19 protein-coding genes are annotated in these 17,097 nt (G+C 32.6%); 15 read left to right on the forward strand and 4 right to left on the reverse strand.

Annotated elements, in window-relative coordinates; translation table 11 throughout:
* Positions 1-41 precede the first annotated feature (41 nt).
* From CLAVI_RS02780 to CLAVI_RS02850, 15 genes are all read left to right on the forward strand, one after another.
* The gene (locus tag CLAVI_RS02780; protein ID WP_194844074.1) at positions 42-1,385 is read left to right on the forward strand and encodes a hypothetical protein; all 1,344 of its coding nucleotides are present in this window, start codon (positions 42-44) and stop codon (positions 1,383-1,385) included.
* Positions 1,386-1,601: 216 nt separating this feature from the next.
* Positions 1,602-2,429 carry a hypothetical protein gene (locus tag CLAVI_RS02785; RefSeq protein WP_194844075.1) on the forward strand — a complete coding sequence of 276 codons (828 nt, stop codon included), beginning with the start codon at positions 1,602-1,604 and terminating at the stop codon, positions 2,427-2,429.
* A gap of 98 nt (positions 2,430-2,527) precedes the next feature.
* Positions 2,528-3,289: a hypothetical protein gene (locus CLAVI_RS02790; RefSeq protein ID WP_194844076.1), complete on the forward strand. Its 762-nt coding sequence runs from the start codon at positions 2,528-2,530 to the stop codon at positions 3,287-3,289.
* Between the two features lie 358 nt (positions 3,290-3,647).
* Positions 3,648-3,839, forward strand: coding sequence for a hypothetical protein (locus CLAVI_RS02795; protein WP_194844077.1), 192 nt, complete (start codon positions 3,648-3,650; stop codon positions 3,837-3,839).
* A complete protein-coding gene (locus tag CLAVI_RS02800) occupies positions 3,826-4,011 on the forward strand; it encodes a hypothetical protein (protein ID WP_194844078.1) in 186 nt (61 codons plus the stop codon). Before CLAVI_RS02795 ends, CLAVI_RS02800 begins: the two co-directional genes overlap by 14 nt.
* 51 nt (positions 4,012-4,062) lie before the next feature.
* Complete coding sequence (locus CLAVI_RS02805; RefSeq protein WP_194844079.1) at positions 4,063-4,263, forward strand: hypothetical protein; 201 nt, start codon at positions 4,063-4,065, stop codon at positions 4,261-4,263.
* Positions 4,264-5,067: 804 nt separating this feature from the next.
* Complete coding sequence (locus CLAVI_RS02810) at positions 5,068-5,805, forward strand: hypothetical protein (protein ID WP_194844080.1); 738 nt, start codon at positions 5,068-5,070, stop codon at positions 5,803-5,805.
* A gap of 594 nt (positions 5,806-6,399) precedes the next feature.
* Positions 6,400-7,086 carry a hypothetical protein gene (locus tag CLAVI_RS02815; RefSeq protein ID WP_194844081.1) on the forward strand — a complete coding sequence of 229 codons (687 nt, stop codon included), beginning with the start codon at positions 6,400-6,402 and terminating at the stop codon, positions 7,084-7,086.
* 362 nt (positions 7,087-7,448) lie between these two features.
* Positions 7,449-7,622 (forward strand): hypothetical protein, encoded by a 174-nt coding sequence (locus tag CLAVI_RS02820; protein WP_194844082.1) that lies wholly within the window; start codon positions 7,449-7,451, stop codon positions 7,620-7,622.
* 349 nt (positions 7,623-7,971) lie between these two features.
* The gene (locus CLAVI_RS02825) at positions 7,972-8,718 is read left to right on the forward strand and encodes a hypothetical protein (RefSeq protein WP_194844083.1); all 747 of its coding nucleotides are present in this window, start codon (positions 7,972-7,974) and stop codon (positions 8,716-8,718) included.
* 495 nt (positions 8,719-9,213) lie between these two features.
* A complete protein-coding gene (locus CLAVI_RS02830) occupies positions 9,214-9,954 on the forward strand; it encodes a hypothetical protein (RefSeq protein ID WP_194844084.1) in 741 nt (246 codons plus the stop codon).
* Positions 9,955-10,189: 235 nt separating this feature from the next.
* Positions 10,190-10,885 (forward strand): hypothetical protein, encoded by a 696-nt coding sequence (locus tag CLAVI_RS02835; RefSeq protein ID WP_194844085.1) that lies wholly within the window; start codon positions 10,190-10,192, stop codon positions 10,883-10,885.
* 498 nt (positions 10,886-11,383) lie between these two features.
* A complete protein-coding gene (locus CLAVI_RS02840) occupies positions 11,384-12,115 on the forward strand; it encodes a hypothetical protein (protein ID WP_194844086.1) in 732 nt (243 codons plus the stop codon).
* 654 nt (positions 12,116-12,769) lie between these two features.
* Positions 12,770-13,750, forward strand: a complete 981-nt coding sequence (locus CLAVI_RS02845) for a hypothetical protein (protein WP_194844087.1) — start codon at positions 12,770-12,772, stop codon at positions 13,748-13,750.
* Positions 13,751-13,816: 66 nt separating this feature from the next.
* Positions 13,817-14,422, forward strand: coding sequence for a hypothetical protein (locus CLAVI_RS02850; RefSeq protein WP_194844088.1), 606 nt, complete (start codon positions 13,817-13,819; stop codon positions 14,420-14,422).
* Between the two features lie 534 nt (positions 14,423-14,956).
* Here CLAVI_RS02850 and CLAVI_RS02855 read toward each other — a convergent pair.
* From CLAVI_RS02855 to CLAVI_RS02870, 4 genes are all read right to left on the reverse strand, one after another.
* Positions 14,957-15,400, reverse strand: coding sequence for a hypothetical protein (locus tag CLAVI_RS02855; RefSeq protein WP_194844089.1), 444 nt, complete (start codon positions 15,398-15,400; stop codon positions 14,957-14,959).
* Between the two features lie 267 nt (positions 15,401-15,667).
* Entirely contained in the window at positions 15,668-15,826 is a 159-nt protein-coding gene (locus CLAVI_RS02860) for a hypothetical protein (RefSeq protein ID WP_194844090.1), read from the reverse strand.
* A 100-nt stretch (positions 15,827-15,926) separates the two neighbouring features.
* Complete coding sequence (locus CLAVI_RS02865; RefSeq protein WP_228547631.1) at positions 15,927-16,607, reverse strand: PTS sugar transporter subunit IIA; 681 nt, start codon at positions 16,605-16,607, stop codon at positions 15,927-15,929.
* Entirely contained in the window at positions 16,608-17,093 is a 486-nt protein-coding gene (locus CLAVI_RS02870; RefSeq protein ID WP_194844091.1) for a PTS sugar transporter subunit IIA, read from the reverse strand.
* Positions 17,094-17,097: the final 4 nt, after the last annotated feature.

Consider the following 17,097-nt stretch of genomic DNA (forward strand, 5'->3'; position numbering starts at 1 on the left):
GTCAATAACCATCTTTAGGACCATTTAACAAGCACTTTAATATGAACTCCCTCTCTTTATTATCATTTTTTGATAGAAAATTACCTTCCTCCTTTGGTGAATTTCGTCAAAACCTTCGTAATAACTTCTCTAAAACTCATTGCTACCACCTAGCACAAACAATTTCTACAGCTATCATGACATTAGGAATGTCATCATTAGCTAGTGAATTTTTTTCCCTTACTCCATCTCAAAATAACTCGGAAAATCATCATTCAAATATAGCCCCATTAATCATAGCCTCTAGTCTAACTATTGCTAACATTGGTATATTAGTATCTTCTATTAAACAATATTTGCTATTTTACAATTTGCCAACAACCAGATTTTATTATCATAAATTGATAAAAACAGTAATAATATCTGGCCCATTAGTGCCTACAACTACCCTTAGCTTAATAACCTGCTTAAGCAAAGGAGTGTTTCCTTTTTTAAAGCCAGTCCACTTTCCAGAAAGCAATCCCATAGTAAGATTTGAAATGGCCTATACCTGTTCAGCACTGTATATGTACAACTGTATTATCTTTTTTTTATACATAGGAACTACTAAAATTACTGTTATAAGAAGAGAGGATATGCTTTCTTTAAGGCAATTAGCCTTACGAACATATGATCCAGAATCAAACCTATATGAAAGGATTCCCATGCAGCTTTTTTCCCATAATTCCACAACCTTCTCCATAGAAAATGACATGCAAACTCGAAGATTACCCCCTATTCCTGATCAATATTCTACCTCATTAGATGAGCTCTATTTAGATTCAGGTGATTCAGAATCAAACATTTATGAAAGAATCCCCTTACAGCTTCTTTCCCATAATCCCACTGCCTTATCCATAGAAAATGACATACAATCTCGAATGTTACCCCCTATTCCTGATCAATATTCTACCTCATTAGATGAGCCTTCTTTATATGAGCCTGATCCTATTTATGCACATATTAACCTTTTTAACCTTTCTTCTTTAGAGAGTCTTACTATAGAGTTTGATAATTTGTCCTTAGAAACAAATTTCATGCATTCAGAAGAACATTTAGATGACGCTGCATCTTTAGCAAACTTATCCCAGCACTCTCTATATTCCTGGGAAACTTCTATGAATGATGATGAAACAGGTTCTTTACAAGAAATAACTTTTATAGATATGGAAGATTCTGATTCCATAATAAGCAGCAACAGCTTCTTAGGCTTATCTGAAAGACATTCAAGCCTTGATGCAGCTTCTTGGCACACAAACAGCAGTGATGATGAAAACTGTTTTACTGAATCTAATCAGCTTGCTTTTCTAGCTACTTTTCCTTCCGCTTCCCAAAATTTATATATGTCCAAAGAAGATTTTTATTAAAAATAATGAAAATAACACAATCTTCTCCACAGATATGCCTGAAGACCAATAATTAAGCTAAAAGTTAGCTATTTTTTATAGCTGACAAATATATAAAAATAAATGTCATTGAAATTTAAACTTCTAATTTTTAATTATTAAACTTTTAACAATATAAAATCATTTTTAAATTAATTATTGTTATATATTTATATTTTAAATAATAAGGCATTTACAATGAGTTTTCTTTCTACCTACTTAAGCAATATATTTCCAAGATTTCAAAATCCTTCCCCTCTCACCACAAGAAATATATTACCTTTAATAAATACTTTAAACATACCCCAGAGCATCTTAACCTTAGGGCTAAGCACCTCTATGGCATCTATAACTGCCCTTATTTTTACAAGCACACCCGCTAGAACCTCTGAAGGCGAAGAAATTCCCCAAGGAGAAATAGGTATTTTTGCAATGTTAACAACATTACAAACTTTCTTGATGGGTAGAACAATTTATAGATGCTGGAGAAGAGCTAGAGTAGAGGCCTTAAATGATGATGGCCCCACCTTAAGAACACTGCATATAATAGAGGGCCTATCATTAACAGCTAATTTAACAGGTAATATTGGCATTTTTTCATTCTGGTCTTTGCATTTTATACCTGTTAGTGAAACTTCTCTTGGTTTACAAACAGGATCTATTAGTTTAGGCGCTATATCTTCTACCTTATATATGACAGAATTTATAGGAATGGTAATATTATCTTGTATAAGTAATAGATCTTCTACTAGACCTTCTAGCGCTGCAATATTTGTGTCCAATAGTATACTTGTTGTGGAAGAAACATTTACAGAAGAAATTATTCACAGCACACCATCAGTAACACAAAATATAGATGAATTAGATGATGACTCAACAACAGTAGACTTTTCCCTAGAGCCTTATACAATTACAGGTTCTCAAAACTACTCTTATAGTGATGATCCACTTGAAGGCACTTCTTCAGGAGCCCATCCAACCATAAATCAACACGATTCTGTTTTTTATGATAGTGATGATGATTAAGGCGCTTCTGCTATAGATTAAAACCCAGTTAATCACTTTTTAAAATAAAACTAAATCCAACATATGTTAAAATGATTTTTTATAAAGTGAGTTTTAACATGAGTTGTATACTTAATAATTTTGCCTTAAGGCCCCCTAGAAATTTTTCTGAAGCAGCCAGAAACTGTCAACGAAATATGAAAAGCTTATGGCACTTTCCCGCCCTACAAATTGCTGTATCAAGCATCATGAGTGCCTCTATGACACTTTTAACTGCTACAATTTTTTCTGGAGAGTCCTTGATTAATAAGCAAGAATCTCCATCCAATGATCCTTCTTCAGCAATATTGGGAATAAAAATCACTACCTTAACAGTAATGACAATCGCTAACTCCGCTATTCTAGTTAAGACAGTAATTTCTAGGTTTGGAAAGAATAGCATAGCAGCATTAAGTCCAAGAACACCCTATAGAAATCGTCGATTACACCTCTTAACATGCTTTAGATTAGAGGGTTGCTCAATTGGCCTAATAAGTATTATGAGCTTTGTTCTTAATAATCTTATACCACAAGACAGTAATACTTCATTACCAATATTATCTATGGTTTTGGGAAGTCTATCTTCTATGACTTATACAACAGAAACTATTGTTGCTCTTTTAATCTCTTCTGGAAGGACTATTTCTCCAAGAAGACTAGAGACTAGAAGAATAAGATTGCAAACAATGGATACTGTGTATGAAGAAGAAGAAAATAGTATTACTTATACTATAGATGTTGACTTAGGCAATGACGATGCTGGGAAATGGCCTCCACAGACAACTTTTAACCCAAATTCTAGCTCTTCAAAATTGTTGAAATTCAATAATTTAAGCACGTAAATTTTTATATCCCTAATTAAGCAAAAGAAAGGCTATAAAAAAATATCATTACTAATATTTTTTATGGCTTTTCCTCATCATCCATTATATCTTAAGCAACTTATATCTAGCTGCCAAATCTATTGAACTATCTGCTTTATCAGCTTTGCTCTAATGGCAAGCACACAAGATCAAGAAAGAAATCCATTAAACATGAACTATAACATCAACAAATAAATGAGTTTTAACATGAGTTTTATAACTAATTATTTTGGCTTAGAACCTCCAAAAAGCCTGTCTGAAGCAGCAAGAAATTATCGACCCAAACCTAAGACGTCTCTGCAGCTTTCCTACTTTACAAGCTGCTGCATCAGGCTTGATGGACCTTTCTATGGCAGTTTTAACTGCTGAAGTTCTTACTGGTGATCCTTTAGCTAGTAACCAACAATCCCAACCTAATAATACTACTCATGCAATACTGGTGATGAAAATAGCCGCCTTAACAATCATGTCAATGGCTAATGGATTTATTCTAGGGAAGGCATGTAGTAATATGTGTGGAGATACTTAGGCTATCAGCATTAAATCCAACAAAACATGCTAAAAATCATCGATTATACATCTTAACAGGCCTAAATCTATTGGGAAGCTCACTTAGACTATTAAGTATTATTAACTTTATTTCTAATAGTGCTATGCAAAATCATCACTCTAATCCAGTACAAACATTAGCTATAACTTGAGGACACTCATCTTCTATAGCTTATACAGTAAAAGCTGTTGTTGCTCTTTTAATGTGTTCTGCAAAAACTATTCCTCAAAGAATACTAGAATCCACTACAGTGAGACATCAGCCAGTAGGTAGTTCTGATGATAAGGAGGAGATCTTACTAGATCTTGAATTTGGCTATGATGCTGCAGATGAAGACACGTGGTCTCCAATAAGAACGCCTAGCCCAACTACTGAACCAGCTACATTTGTTGAAATTGACTAATTTGAGCAAGTAGATTTTTATATCACTAATTAAGAAAAAGAAAAGCTATGAAAAAAGTATCTCTATGAATATTTCTTCACGCCTTTTCTTTAAGATCCTACAGTTGTCAATAAAAAATAAGGTCATTATACCTCTTTCCCATCACACAAATTACTATATGAAAAATCATTAAAGCTTTTATGATTCTTTTAACAACTCAAGATTTTCCTAATCATCAATTATAACTCAATTAACTTAGATCTATTCTTCAGCTCTATATTTACAATAAGATCTATTAAAAATTATGTTAAGACAATAATCTTTCCAGTCACACAAAGATCTTGCACAAGTTACTAGTCATGTCATTATGAAGACCTTGGTGACTTTATTAATAACTCAGGGTTTAGATGAAAACCCTCTATTATTTGATAAGCATGAAGAAACTTACTATTCTGAAACTATTATCAAAAAAAAATGCTTTAGCAGTAATAATGGACGCTCATAGAATAATTTTTTGTTATGCACTTCTTTCTATATACCGAGGGCATTAATATGAATTACCTTGTTAGAAAGCCATGCTGTTATTGCACTAGACATGATCAGTCATAAATAAACCTAGCTCAAACATCTATTACAGCAATGATTTTTCTTAATCAGATCATATTTAATATGTTTTTTAAAAAAATAATACTTTTATTAACTTTTTTTTAATTATTAATATCAACAAACATTCTTGACCAAAACAATGTAATCATTAAAAATCCTGCCAAAAATAAGATTTTATAACGATAAATTTTATTATTATTTAAAAAAGTGAGTTTTAATATGAGTTTTATAACTAATTATTTTGGTTTAATACCTCCAACAAGCGTGTCTGAAGCAGCCAGAAACTGTCGAAGAAACCTAAGACATATCTGCCGCCATCCTGTTTTACAAGCCGCTGTATCAAGCGTGATGGGTGTCTCTATGGCAGTTTTAACTACTGAAGTTCTTGCTGGTGATCCTTTAATTAGTAACCAACAATCTTCATCCAATAATACTGATTATACAGCGATGGGGATGAAAATAACCGCCTTAGCAATCATGGCAGTGGCTAATGGAGTTATTCTAGGGGAAGCACTAACTGATGTTTGTGGAGATACTAGAATATCAATATTAAATCCAACAAAACATGCTAGAAATCATCGATTATACATCTTAACAGGCCTAAATATAGCTGGAAGCGCACTGGGACTAACAAGTATTATTAGCTTTATTTCTAGCAGTGCTTTGGAAAGTCAACAACCTAATCCATTACAAGCATTAGCTATAAGTTCAGGAACTGTGTCTTCTATAGCTTATACAGTAGAAGCTGTGGTTGCTCTTTTAATGTGTTCTGCAAAAACTCTTTCTCAAAGAAGAATAGAGTCCATTATAGTGAGATATCAGCCAATAGATAGTTCTGATGATGATTCCTTAGTAAATTTTGAATTTGGCGATGATGCTGCAGATGAAGACGTGTGGTCTCCAATAAGAACGCCTAGCCCAACTACTGAACCAGCTACACTTGTTGAAATTGACTAATTTGAACAAGTAGATTTTTATATCACTAATTAAGAAAAAGACAAGCTATGAAAAAAGTATCTTTATTAAGATTTTTTCATAGCTTGTCTTTAAGATCCTACAGTTGTCAATAAAAAATAAGGTCATTATACCTCTTCCCTATTACACAAATTACTATATCAAGCATCATGAAAGCTTTTACGATTCTTTTAACACTCAAGCTTTTCCTAATCATCAATTATAACTCAATTAGCTTAGATCTATTTTTCAACTCTATTGAACTATTTAACCCTATTCATTTTGTTTCTAATAGCGCGCATACAATATTCAGAAAGAAGCATTAACCATAACATCAGCTCTCAGGCCTCTTAATGTTTATCTAATAAAAGCTTTTTCTTGACTCTTCATATGTTTCATAATAATTATCTCTAAAAGAGGTTCTAATCATATTATTTTAGGATAATAACCCCTCCAATCATAAAAGATATCACACAAGTTGCTAGCTGTAACATAATGACTTCCAATAATATTATCATTCTTTGTCTCACACTTTTCTCTATACGCTGAGGAGATCCACACCAATGACCTTGCTAAGACAGCCATAATGAGTTTTACATGAGTTTTATATCTAATATTTTTGGGTTCGCACCTCCAAAAAGCCTTTCTCAAGCAGCTAGAAACTATCGACGAAACGTTAACCGCTTATACAGCTTTCCTGGCTTACAAACTGCTGTATCCACTGTCATGGGCGTCTCTATGGCAATTTTAACTGCTGAAGTTTTTGCTGGCGATCCTTTAGTTAATCCCCAAACCTCTTCATCCCATACTCCTTCTCCAATAGTACTGGGAATGAAAATAGCTGCCTTAACAATCATGGGAATTGCTAACTCAGCTATACTAGGAGATGCACTGACTTCTGTGCTTGGAGAGCGTAGTATAAGAACATTAAGTCCAACAACACCTAATAGAAATTATCAATTATATATCTTAACAGGCTTCAATCTAGCTGGCAGCTCCTTTGGATTAGTTAGTGTTATTAGCTTTATTTTTAATAGTACTTTGCAACATCAACACCCTAATCCATTACAGGTAGCAGCTATAACCTCAGGGACTCTTTCTTCTGTGGCTTATACAGTAGAAGCTGTTGTAGCTTCTATAATGTGTTCTAGAAGAACTGTTTCTGAAAGAAGAACAGATGGTACAATAATCATATACCAGCCATTAGACGATAGCGATGATGATGACTCAGAGATAGGGTCTAGCACACCCCTTAGCCCAGTTACAATTGTTGAAATTGACTAATTTGAACAATTAGATTTTTATATCACTAATTAAGAAAAAGACAAGCTATGAAAAAAGTATCTTTATTAAGATTTTTTCATGGCTTGTCTTTAAGATCCTACAGTTGTCAATAAAAAATAAGGTCATTATACCTCTTCCCTATTACACAAATTACTTATCAAGCATCATGAAAGCTTTTACGATTCTTTTAACAACTCAAGCTTTTCCTAGTCATCAATTATAACTCAATTAGCTTAGATCTATTTTTCAACTCTATTGAACTATTGGACCCTATTAATTTTGTCTCTAATAGAGAGCATGCAATATCCAGAAAACAAGCATTAATCATAAAAGATATCACACAAGTTGTGAGCTGTAACATCATGAATGCCTCTGCGACTTTATTAATAACTCAAGTGTTAGATGAAACTTCCCTATTATTTGACAAGAATCAAAAAGCTTCCTATTCTAGAACAACCATGAAAACAAATACTTTAGCAATAATGACTTCCAGTAATATCATCATTCTTTGTCTCACACTTTTCTTTATACGCTGAGAACATCCACACCAATGACCTTGCTAAGACAGCCATGCTGTTACTGAACCTTCAGTCATTTTATTGTAATAAGCACTCAATAATCATAAATAAAATTGCTTTGCACTTTTTATAATAAGGTCTTTAGTGATAATTAAATGATTTCAACTTAAGCACTTTTAAAAATTAACCCCTCTCAAACATCTGCTACAGAAATGATTTTTCTTAATCAGCATATATTTAATATGGTTTTTTTAGAATAAACATTATTAATAACTTTTTTTAATACTTAATAGAAACAAATATTCTTGACTCAAATAATGTCATCATTAAAAGTTGATGATTATTCTTTAAAAAAGTGAGTTTTAATATGAGTTTTATATCCAATATTTTTGGGTTCAGACCTCCAACAAGCCTTTCTCAAGCAGTTAGAAACTATCAACGAAACATTAACCGCTTATGCCGCTTTCCTGGCTTACAAGCTGCTGTATCCAGTGTCATGGGCGTCTCTATGGCGGTTTTAACTTCTGAAATTCTTGCTGGTGATCCTTTAGATAGTCAGCAACACTCTTTATCTCATCATTCTTCTCCAGCAATACTAGGGATGAAAATAGCTACCTTAACAGTCATGACAATTGCTAATGGATTTATTCTAGGAGAGGCAGTAGCTTCTTTGTGTGGAGATACTAGTATAACAGCATTAAATGTAACAACGCCTAATAGAAATCGTCAATTATATATCTTAACAGGCTTAAATCTAGCTGGCAGCTCCTTCGGATTAATTAGTATTGTTAGCTTTGTTTGTAGTAGTGCTTTACAAAATCAACACCCTAATCCATTACAGACAGTAGCTATAACCTCAGGGAGTCTTTCTTCTACAGCTTATATAGTAGAAGCTGTAATATCTCTTCTAATGTGTTCTGGAAGAACTGTTGCTGAAAGAAGAGTAGATCATGCACGCATCAGGTACCAACAATTAGATGACAGCGATGATGAACCATTGATTAATCTCACTATGGAGTCTGATTTTGGAAATGACAGTGATGACGACTCATGGACCTCAGGAAGAGTGTCTACCTCATCCCATAGCACAGCTACACTTGTTGAAATTGAATAATTTGAGCAAGTAGATTTTTATATCATTAATTAAGAAAAAGAAAAGCTAAGAAGAAAATATCACTATTAATATTTTTTCATAGCTTTTCTTTAACATCCTATAGTTATCAATATAAAGTAAGGCACCTACACCTCTTCCTCATTATACAAATTACTATATCAAGCATCATTAAAGCTTTTACGATTCTTTTAACAACTCAAGCTTTTCACAACCATCTACAAGCATTAACTCTAATATGAGTTCACACGTTTTCTAATGTTTATCTGATAAACACTATTGCTTACTCCTTAATATGTTCTAAAAAAGTTATCTATGATCAGAAGGACTAAACATGATCAATTCATAAATAGATCCAGATCAAAAATATTTTCAAGCAATGATTTTTAATGTTTAATAAACATTCTTGACCTAAATAATGTCATCATTAAAAAATGTTAATCAATAACATTTTATCATGATAAATTTTTTTGTTATTTTTTTTAAGTGAGCTTTAATATGAGTTTTATATCTAATTATTTGGGGTTAATACCTCCAAAAAACGCTTCTGCCGCAGTCAGAAACTGTAAACATAACATGAAACGCTTATGCCGCCTTCCTGCATTACAAGCCCCTATATCAACTTTAATGGGCATCTCTATGGCAGTTTTAACTAATGAAATTTTTAATGATGATCCTATAATTAATAATCATCCATCTTCTTCTCCTTCTTCAAGAATATTTGTAATGAAAATTGCGACCTTAATAGTCATGGAAGTAGCTAACTCAGCTCTTTTAGCTGATGCATTAACTTCTATTTGTGGAAGGACTAGCATAACTGCATTAAATCCAAAAACCCCTGCTAGAAATCATCGATTATACATCTTAACAAACTTAAATCTAGCTGCAAGCTCCCTTGGGCTAATAAGTATTACTAGCTTTGTTTCTAGTAGTACTATGCAAAATCGACATCCTAATCCATTACAAGCATTAGCTATAACCTCAGGAAGTCTGTCTTCTGTGATTTATACAGTAAAGGCCATTATTACTCTTATGATGTATACTGCAAAAGCTATTCCTCAAAGAGAAATAGAGATCATGACAAGAAGATGGCAGCCAATAGATGCTATGAGCTTAATTAGCACCTCTATAAATTCTGACTTAGACAGTGAAAATGATGCAAAAGATGTATGTCCTTTAACTAGAACTCCAAGCCCAATCCCTACTAGAGCTACACTTATTGAAATTAAAGAAGCATAAATAAACCTTTTTTATACTTTTTATAATAAGGTCTTTCATTTCTATCAAATTATTTAAACTTCATCATTTGTCAAAATAGACCCAGCTCAAACATACTTTTCAGCAATGATTTTTCTTAACTAAAAGATATTTAATAGAATTATTTTTTTAATAGTTAATAAACATAAATATTGTTGACCAAAACAATATAATCATTAAAAATTTTGTTAATATTATTTTTTTAATGAGTTTTAATGTGAATTTTATATCTAATTATTTTGGATTAACAGCGCCTAGAAGCATGTCTGAAGCAGCCAGAAACTGTCGAAACAATATGAGACGCTTATTCCATTCCCCAAGCATACAAACTATTGTATCAGGCACTATGGGCGTTTCTATGGCGCTTGTAACTACTCAAATTTTTCAGAATGATCATTCAATTGATTCTCATCGACCTGAACCCTTTAGGCCTTCTGTCACAATTTTGGCAATAAAAATAGGCGCCTTATCAGTTATGCTCTTAGCTAACGCAGTTATTATGAGCACTGCACTAGTTTCTACTTTTGGAGATAATAGCGCAACAACATTAAGCGCAACAACTCCTACTAGAAATGATCGGGTATATATATTAGCAAGCTTCAATCTAACTGCAAGCTCCCTTGGACTAATAAGTATTCTTAGCTTTATTTCTAGCAATTTTTTACTGCACCCACTTCCTAATAGATTACAAACATTATCTATCACTTCCGGAGGTATCTCTTCTACAATTTATATGACAGAAACTGTTGTTGCTTTTTTAATGTGCTTGGGAAACACTGCCCCTCACAGAACTGTAGAGTCTACTGCAGTCAGATGGAGCCGCATGGATTCTTCAGACGAAAATAATGATGATGAAGAATCTCTAATCCAATCTTCTAGCACTACAACAACTATATTTACTGAAATGGACTAATTTGAAAAAGTAGATTTTTATAGCCTTAATTAACAAAAAGAAAAGCTATGAAAAAATAAAATACTTACACCATTTCTCTCATTATACAAATTAATACATCAATTATATCTTAATGGGCTTAGATTTAGCCCAGCTTTCAGCATCACTAAACTATTTAGCCTTATTCCTAAGTAACCAATATTAGCTATTCCATCTGGATAATAAAATGATCTTTGGACACTCACTTCTTTCTATACAAAGAGGATGTTAACATTAATTACCTTACTAAGAAAGCCTTGCTGTTATGAAACTTTCAGTTCATTTTATTGTAATAGACAATCATTGAATTAAAAATAAACCCCTTCTTCACTTTTATCAAATTATTTGAATTTAATAATTTTTGAAAATAGAGCTAGCTCAAACATATATTTAATATTCTTGACGCAAACAATATAATCATTAAAAATCTTTGAAAATAAAATCGCATAATAATAAATATTTTTTAACATAAGTTGTAATATGAGTTTTATATATAATTATCTTGGATTAACTCCTCCAAGAAGCATGTCTGAAATAGTCAGAAACTGTCGACATAATATGAGTCGCTTATGCAATAGTCATATCATGAGAGCTGCTGCAGCAAGCACCATGAGCATTTCTATGGCGTTTTTAACTACTCAAATTTTTGCTGGAAATCCTTTAAGTGATGATCATCACTCTTTAAACTCTAATTGGTACCCAGAAATGAGGCAAATAAAAATATCTGCCTTAAGCATCCTGACAGCAGCTAACACAATAATTCTGATTAATGCTTTATATTTTGTTCATACTCACAATAACCTAGCTCCATTACACCCAGAAACACCTACTGTAATGCCTCGATTATATGGTGCAATAATCTGTGATCTATCTGCAAGCGCTCTTGGCATAATAGCTACTTGTAACTTTATACTTAGTACGTATACAGAGAGCCCATCTGTTAATTCATTGCAAGCATTCGCTATAACCTTTGGAAGTGGCTCTTCTCTAATGTATACACTAGATGCTATTATTTCTTGTTTAATTTGTTATGACAGAGCTATTTCTCGAATATACGAAGAGGATACAAGAAATGAATGGCAATTCATAGATCCTTCAGACGATGAGGAGAACTTACTTAGTTTATCTATAGATTCTGGATTGGGCATTGGCAGTGATGACAATTTTCTTCCATCCAGATCTTCTACCAGTACACTTGTTGAAATTGACTAATTTAAAGCAATTAGATTTTTATATCGCTAATTAAGAAAAAACAAAGCTATGCAAAAATATTAATAATGAGATTATGCATAGCTCTTTTTTTATAACCTACAGCTATCATTAACACCTCTGTGACTCTTTTAAACGCTAAAGTCTTTTTCTTCATCATGCATTATATCTTAATTAGGCGTAGATCTATCTCCCAGCCTCACTATGCTATTTGGCATTGTTCTTGGAAACCAAACATAATATCAAGCAAATCATCCATTACAAACATTAGCTATAACCTCTGGAAGCATGTCTTCTATAACTTATATGATAAAAGTTGTGGTTAGTCTTTTAATCCGTCCTGAAAAAACTACTTCTCAAAAAAAAGCAAAGGATACTGCCTTCAGACAGTAACAAAGAGTATTTTCTAATTAAACCTTTTGAGACCATAACACAGTTATAATCATAGAGATGGGCTAATTTGAATAACGAGATTTTTATATCACTAATTAAGAAAAAATAATGAGGTGGGACAACATTCCCCTATCATACACAGTGATATACCTATTTACCTCTTAAAGAGGTGATTATAATGCATGTTTATTGCAATCTATTAATTATATATGCTAAAAAATATCCCTCTCTTCCACCCAAGGGAAAATCATCTTTATTTTTAACATGAACTATATCACCCCATTCATTAGAAAAATCAGTTCCCTTTATAATCCTGAGCAACAACCAAACAGAAGCTTTAGATGTTTTTGCAAGCGCATTTTTTCTGCCTTACAAACTGTAATATCTGGCACTATGACAATCACCATGACCACCTTGAGCCATAAGGTACTACACAATGAGCCTCTTCCATCCATTCAAGAACATAAATCACTATCCCACAGCCAGATAATAAAAATAACAGCATTAACTATCATGGCCGCAGCTAATAGTATTATTTTTTGCTTGACTCTAATCTCATTAATAAATAGTCGACGAAATCAAATAAGAAGGAATACTTCTTTATTTTCCCAAAAACACTCATATGCTTTAGAAATCTTAAACTTAGAAGGCAGCTCTTTCGGCTTCATTAGTATTATTAGCTTCTTACCTTTAAGTACTCTACACTCTCCTGAAGCACACGCTCTACAAAAATTTAGTACTAACACTAGCTCTATCTCAATAACAATTTTTGCATTACGTACTTTTATTTATCTTTTTATGTCTATTTCAAACAATCAATCAGACACCAGAAATCCTTCCTTACATATTTCTGCAGTACAAGTAAGAAGAAACTCTGATGACTCTTTTGTAGAGACCTCACCTAATGACTTCATGAGCACATGCATAATAGATCATTGCCTTGATTGTAACTACGCTGATGATAATCTATTTACAGAAGCACAAAACTTATTATTAGAAGAAATCATCTCCAGAGATTATCATGAAACTGCTCCTGAAATAAGCACTTCTTGGGCTATAGATTTCAATAATTATAACCCCGAAGATTATGACCCTAATCCTTTTACTGAACCATACTGCCGCTCATTACAACATAAATCTCTCTCCATTAGTAGCGAGGATGATTTATCCAATGAGGAAGAAGAAGAGATTAAGCTTCATGAATACCTAAACAATCCTTTTATATATAAAAACTCTAATTTTTAACATAAACTCAAGAAAGTACTATTAATTATTTTCATAAACCTTAAATATTTTATCACTTTGCGTAGAATGAATTTTATTACATCAGCATATTCTTTCTTTGGAAGACGACCTCCAAGAAGCCTCCAGGAAGCCAGAAGAAATTTATATAACAATCTAGGATTGCATCAATGGTCCACTATTACTTATACAGCTGTATCAGCAGTTTTATCTGTTAACATGGCTATAATTACTCATCGCGCTCTTCATGGTTATTCAACAAATTCATTTTCTCTTACTCCAGCAGAATGCATAATCTTTCCTGTGATAGCAGCTGCTCAACTATCTCTAACACTTGTTTCCTTAAATTTGTCTGCTGAATATAGTTTGGTAGTTTTTTCTCCCTTTTCTAATCCTACTGTTCGCTTATTTTTATTAGAGTCTGCCTCCTTGGCAGGGGCAAGCTTGCTAGGATTAAATGCCAGCTTTCTTATTAGCACCTCTGGATCTCCTAATCTTAGAACTAATATAATATTAAGTGGTTCCCTATCTTCTGTATTATATCTTACCAGAATGATCATTGCATTCTTTTCTATGACTTCTACTTCTCTTCCCAGACTCGTGCGTCCTTTGCCAAGGCTAGTTCATATCCGACTAGCCTTCCTTGCAAGAGAACAAATATTAGGTGGTGGATAAAAATTTTAACTATTGTTATTCATGATTTATACTTATTAATAATATTATCATGAACTTTATCCACGCACAGATCTACTTTGGAAAAGCTCTCCTTCAACCTATTAGTATATCCATACGTCTTATAACAACAAGTGAGATTGGCTAAAAGATTTTCTTCAAAATTTTTATGCCCTATGACCATACAGAAGCCATATTTTATCTATAGAAACTACTATCTATAGTCCATCCTCTTCATCAAGCATATTCTGTCCTGCTTCTGAATTTAATCATTAAAAAAAATAAAAAAGTTATTCATAAAAAGAAGTTTTAAGAGCATCAGTCATTAAACAATGAGCTCCAATTCTTTATCGTTGACATCAAACGATCTTATTCTATATCAACAACCTAATGACAACTATTCTGATGAGTATAAAGAAGATTTCATAGCCAATAGTCTTTGATTTTAGAAAATCAGAATAATGGACAATATTTTTTCTACGATGACTTTGAAGTAAAATGCCTTCTATGAGTGTTTCAATTTATTAAAACAATCATTTATCCATAAATTTGAACAAGAAAAGGGTCTTCTAGAGCTGCTACAACTGCATGTGTAACTGGAACAGCAGGTGTTACAACAGTCCCTGTCCCATTATCTGCATGTACTATTAGATAACCTGTGAAAAGAATGACAGCAACTGTGCCAAAAAATCGAATAATTTTATTTAGCCGTTCCATATGTGGAGAGACTCCATAAGCATAATCCTCTGGGATCTTCCTCAGGACTCCTTTATGAGAAGCTTTTTTTCTTTTAATCTCTTTACTTTGTAAAACACGAGAAGAATGATATTCACGATTTTTTCTTTCAATACGTGCTGATGGCTTTCTTTTTTTGCTGTTCTGTGTAGTAACTTCTTTCTTTACTGGTGTTGCTGCATGGGCAACAGAGTGAAACAAAAGAAAACTAGCTAGAATAATAGATACTGTTCGTGTTCCTTTCATTCTCAACTCTCCCGAAACCCACAAAATTGACTTTATTGCGACAATAACTGGTCATACCTTTTAACTCAACTGAGTTTATATGACAATGGTCACGTATTATTATTTTTAAGGAAATAATGCTGATTTCCAAGATTTTAAGAATATTAAAAGCTTTTCTTTCTTCAGATTACACTTAAAAACCTTATTATTGGTCATTAAATTTAAATGATTTTTATCTTATCAGCAATAACTATTCCTACCACAACTATTCCAGCCATAATGATTCCATCAATATTTTTCTAATTTAAGGAAAGATGATGATAGATTCTCTGTTTTGCTATTCTGTTGTATGCTTGCTGCTGCTTTTACTGATCCTGCACATGTGCACCACAATAAAACAAAAAATAAACTAACTGGTGCAATAGACGCTATTCGTGTTTTTTTCATTTTCGATTCTTTAACATTTATAAAATTGACTCTATTACTGAAAGAATATATCTTATTTTTTTAAATCAAATCATTTTATATACAAATGAACACTATTATTTTAAGAAAATAGCGCTGATTCCCAAGATTTTAAGAATATTAAAAGCTCTTCTTTATTTGGTTTGCTACTTAAAAACGTTCTTGCTGTCTTTGTTGTTCGTAAATGAACAATTTTATTAATTAAATTTAAATGATTTTTATCTTCACTAGCAAAAAGAAAAATCATTAAATCTACATCTTTTCCATCTAAAGAAGCATATGGAATAGGATGCTCAGGGTAGACTACAATGACCACGTCATAATAAGTTTTTAATAAAAAATCACGTGTGTGGGGTATTGCCCATCCATCACCAATACCTGTAGACATTAACCTTTCTCTGCTAAGCAATAACTCTGTCATTACTACAGGATCTAAGTTAAATTTATTCGCCATGATTTTCATGGTAGATCGAATGATTGTTTCCTTATCATTACCAGGAACATCTATAAGGACATCTCCTCGGAATAAGGCTTTATATAAACTATATTTTAAAGCTGCTTTATCAGAACCACAAGAAAAAGTTGTATCTTCTTCTAGCTGACTTTGCCTACGAACAATCCACTCTTCAACTTCTTCCCTGTTAAAACGATATTCTTGATCTATTTGATAGGCAGGTAAACCCAACTCTAATACATGTTGCTCAACTTCTTTTTCAGTTACATTTAGTAAAACAGCAATATCAACTACTTTTAAATCCATCATTCAGATTCCTTTGAATAGGTCCAAAATATCTTCAGAATTACGTAATTCAAGCATTTTTTTACGTCTTGCGTCATCCTTTAACGCCATTGTCAAACGAGAAAGTAACCGCAAATATGCTCCTTGACGATCATCTGGCCCACCAATCATAAAAATTAATCGAACTGATCGGCCATCTAATGCATTCCAAGCAACTCCTCGTGGATGTATACCTACAGCTAAAAAGAAATCATCATAATGCTCTAACTTAGCATGAGGAACTGCTACACCCATCCCTATACCTGTAGAAAAAATATCTTCTCTAGCTAAAATTGCTTGATAAAAGCCATTTGCATTTTCTACCAAACCTTCTCTATGTAATAATTTTACTAAATCTTCTAATACTTCATCCCGTGTATCTCTCTCAAGAAATAACACTAAGTTAGGCGATAAGTAAGATGAAACTGAAACACAAGCTTCATCAATTAATTCTTTCTGAGAAGTCAACATCAAT

The sequence above is a fragment of the Candidatus Clavichlamydia salmonicola genome (genome assembly GCF_015356765.1).
GTDB lineage: Bacteria > Chlamydiota > Chlamydiia > Chlamydiales > Chlamydiaceae > Clavichlamydia > Clavichlamydia salmonicola.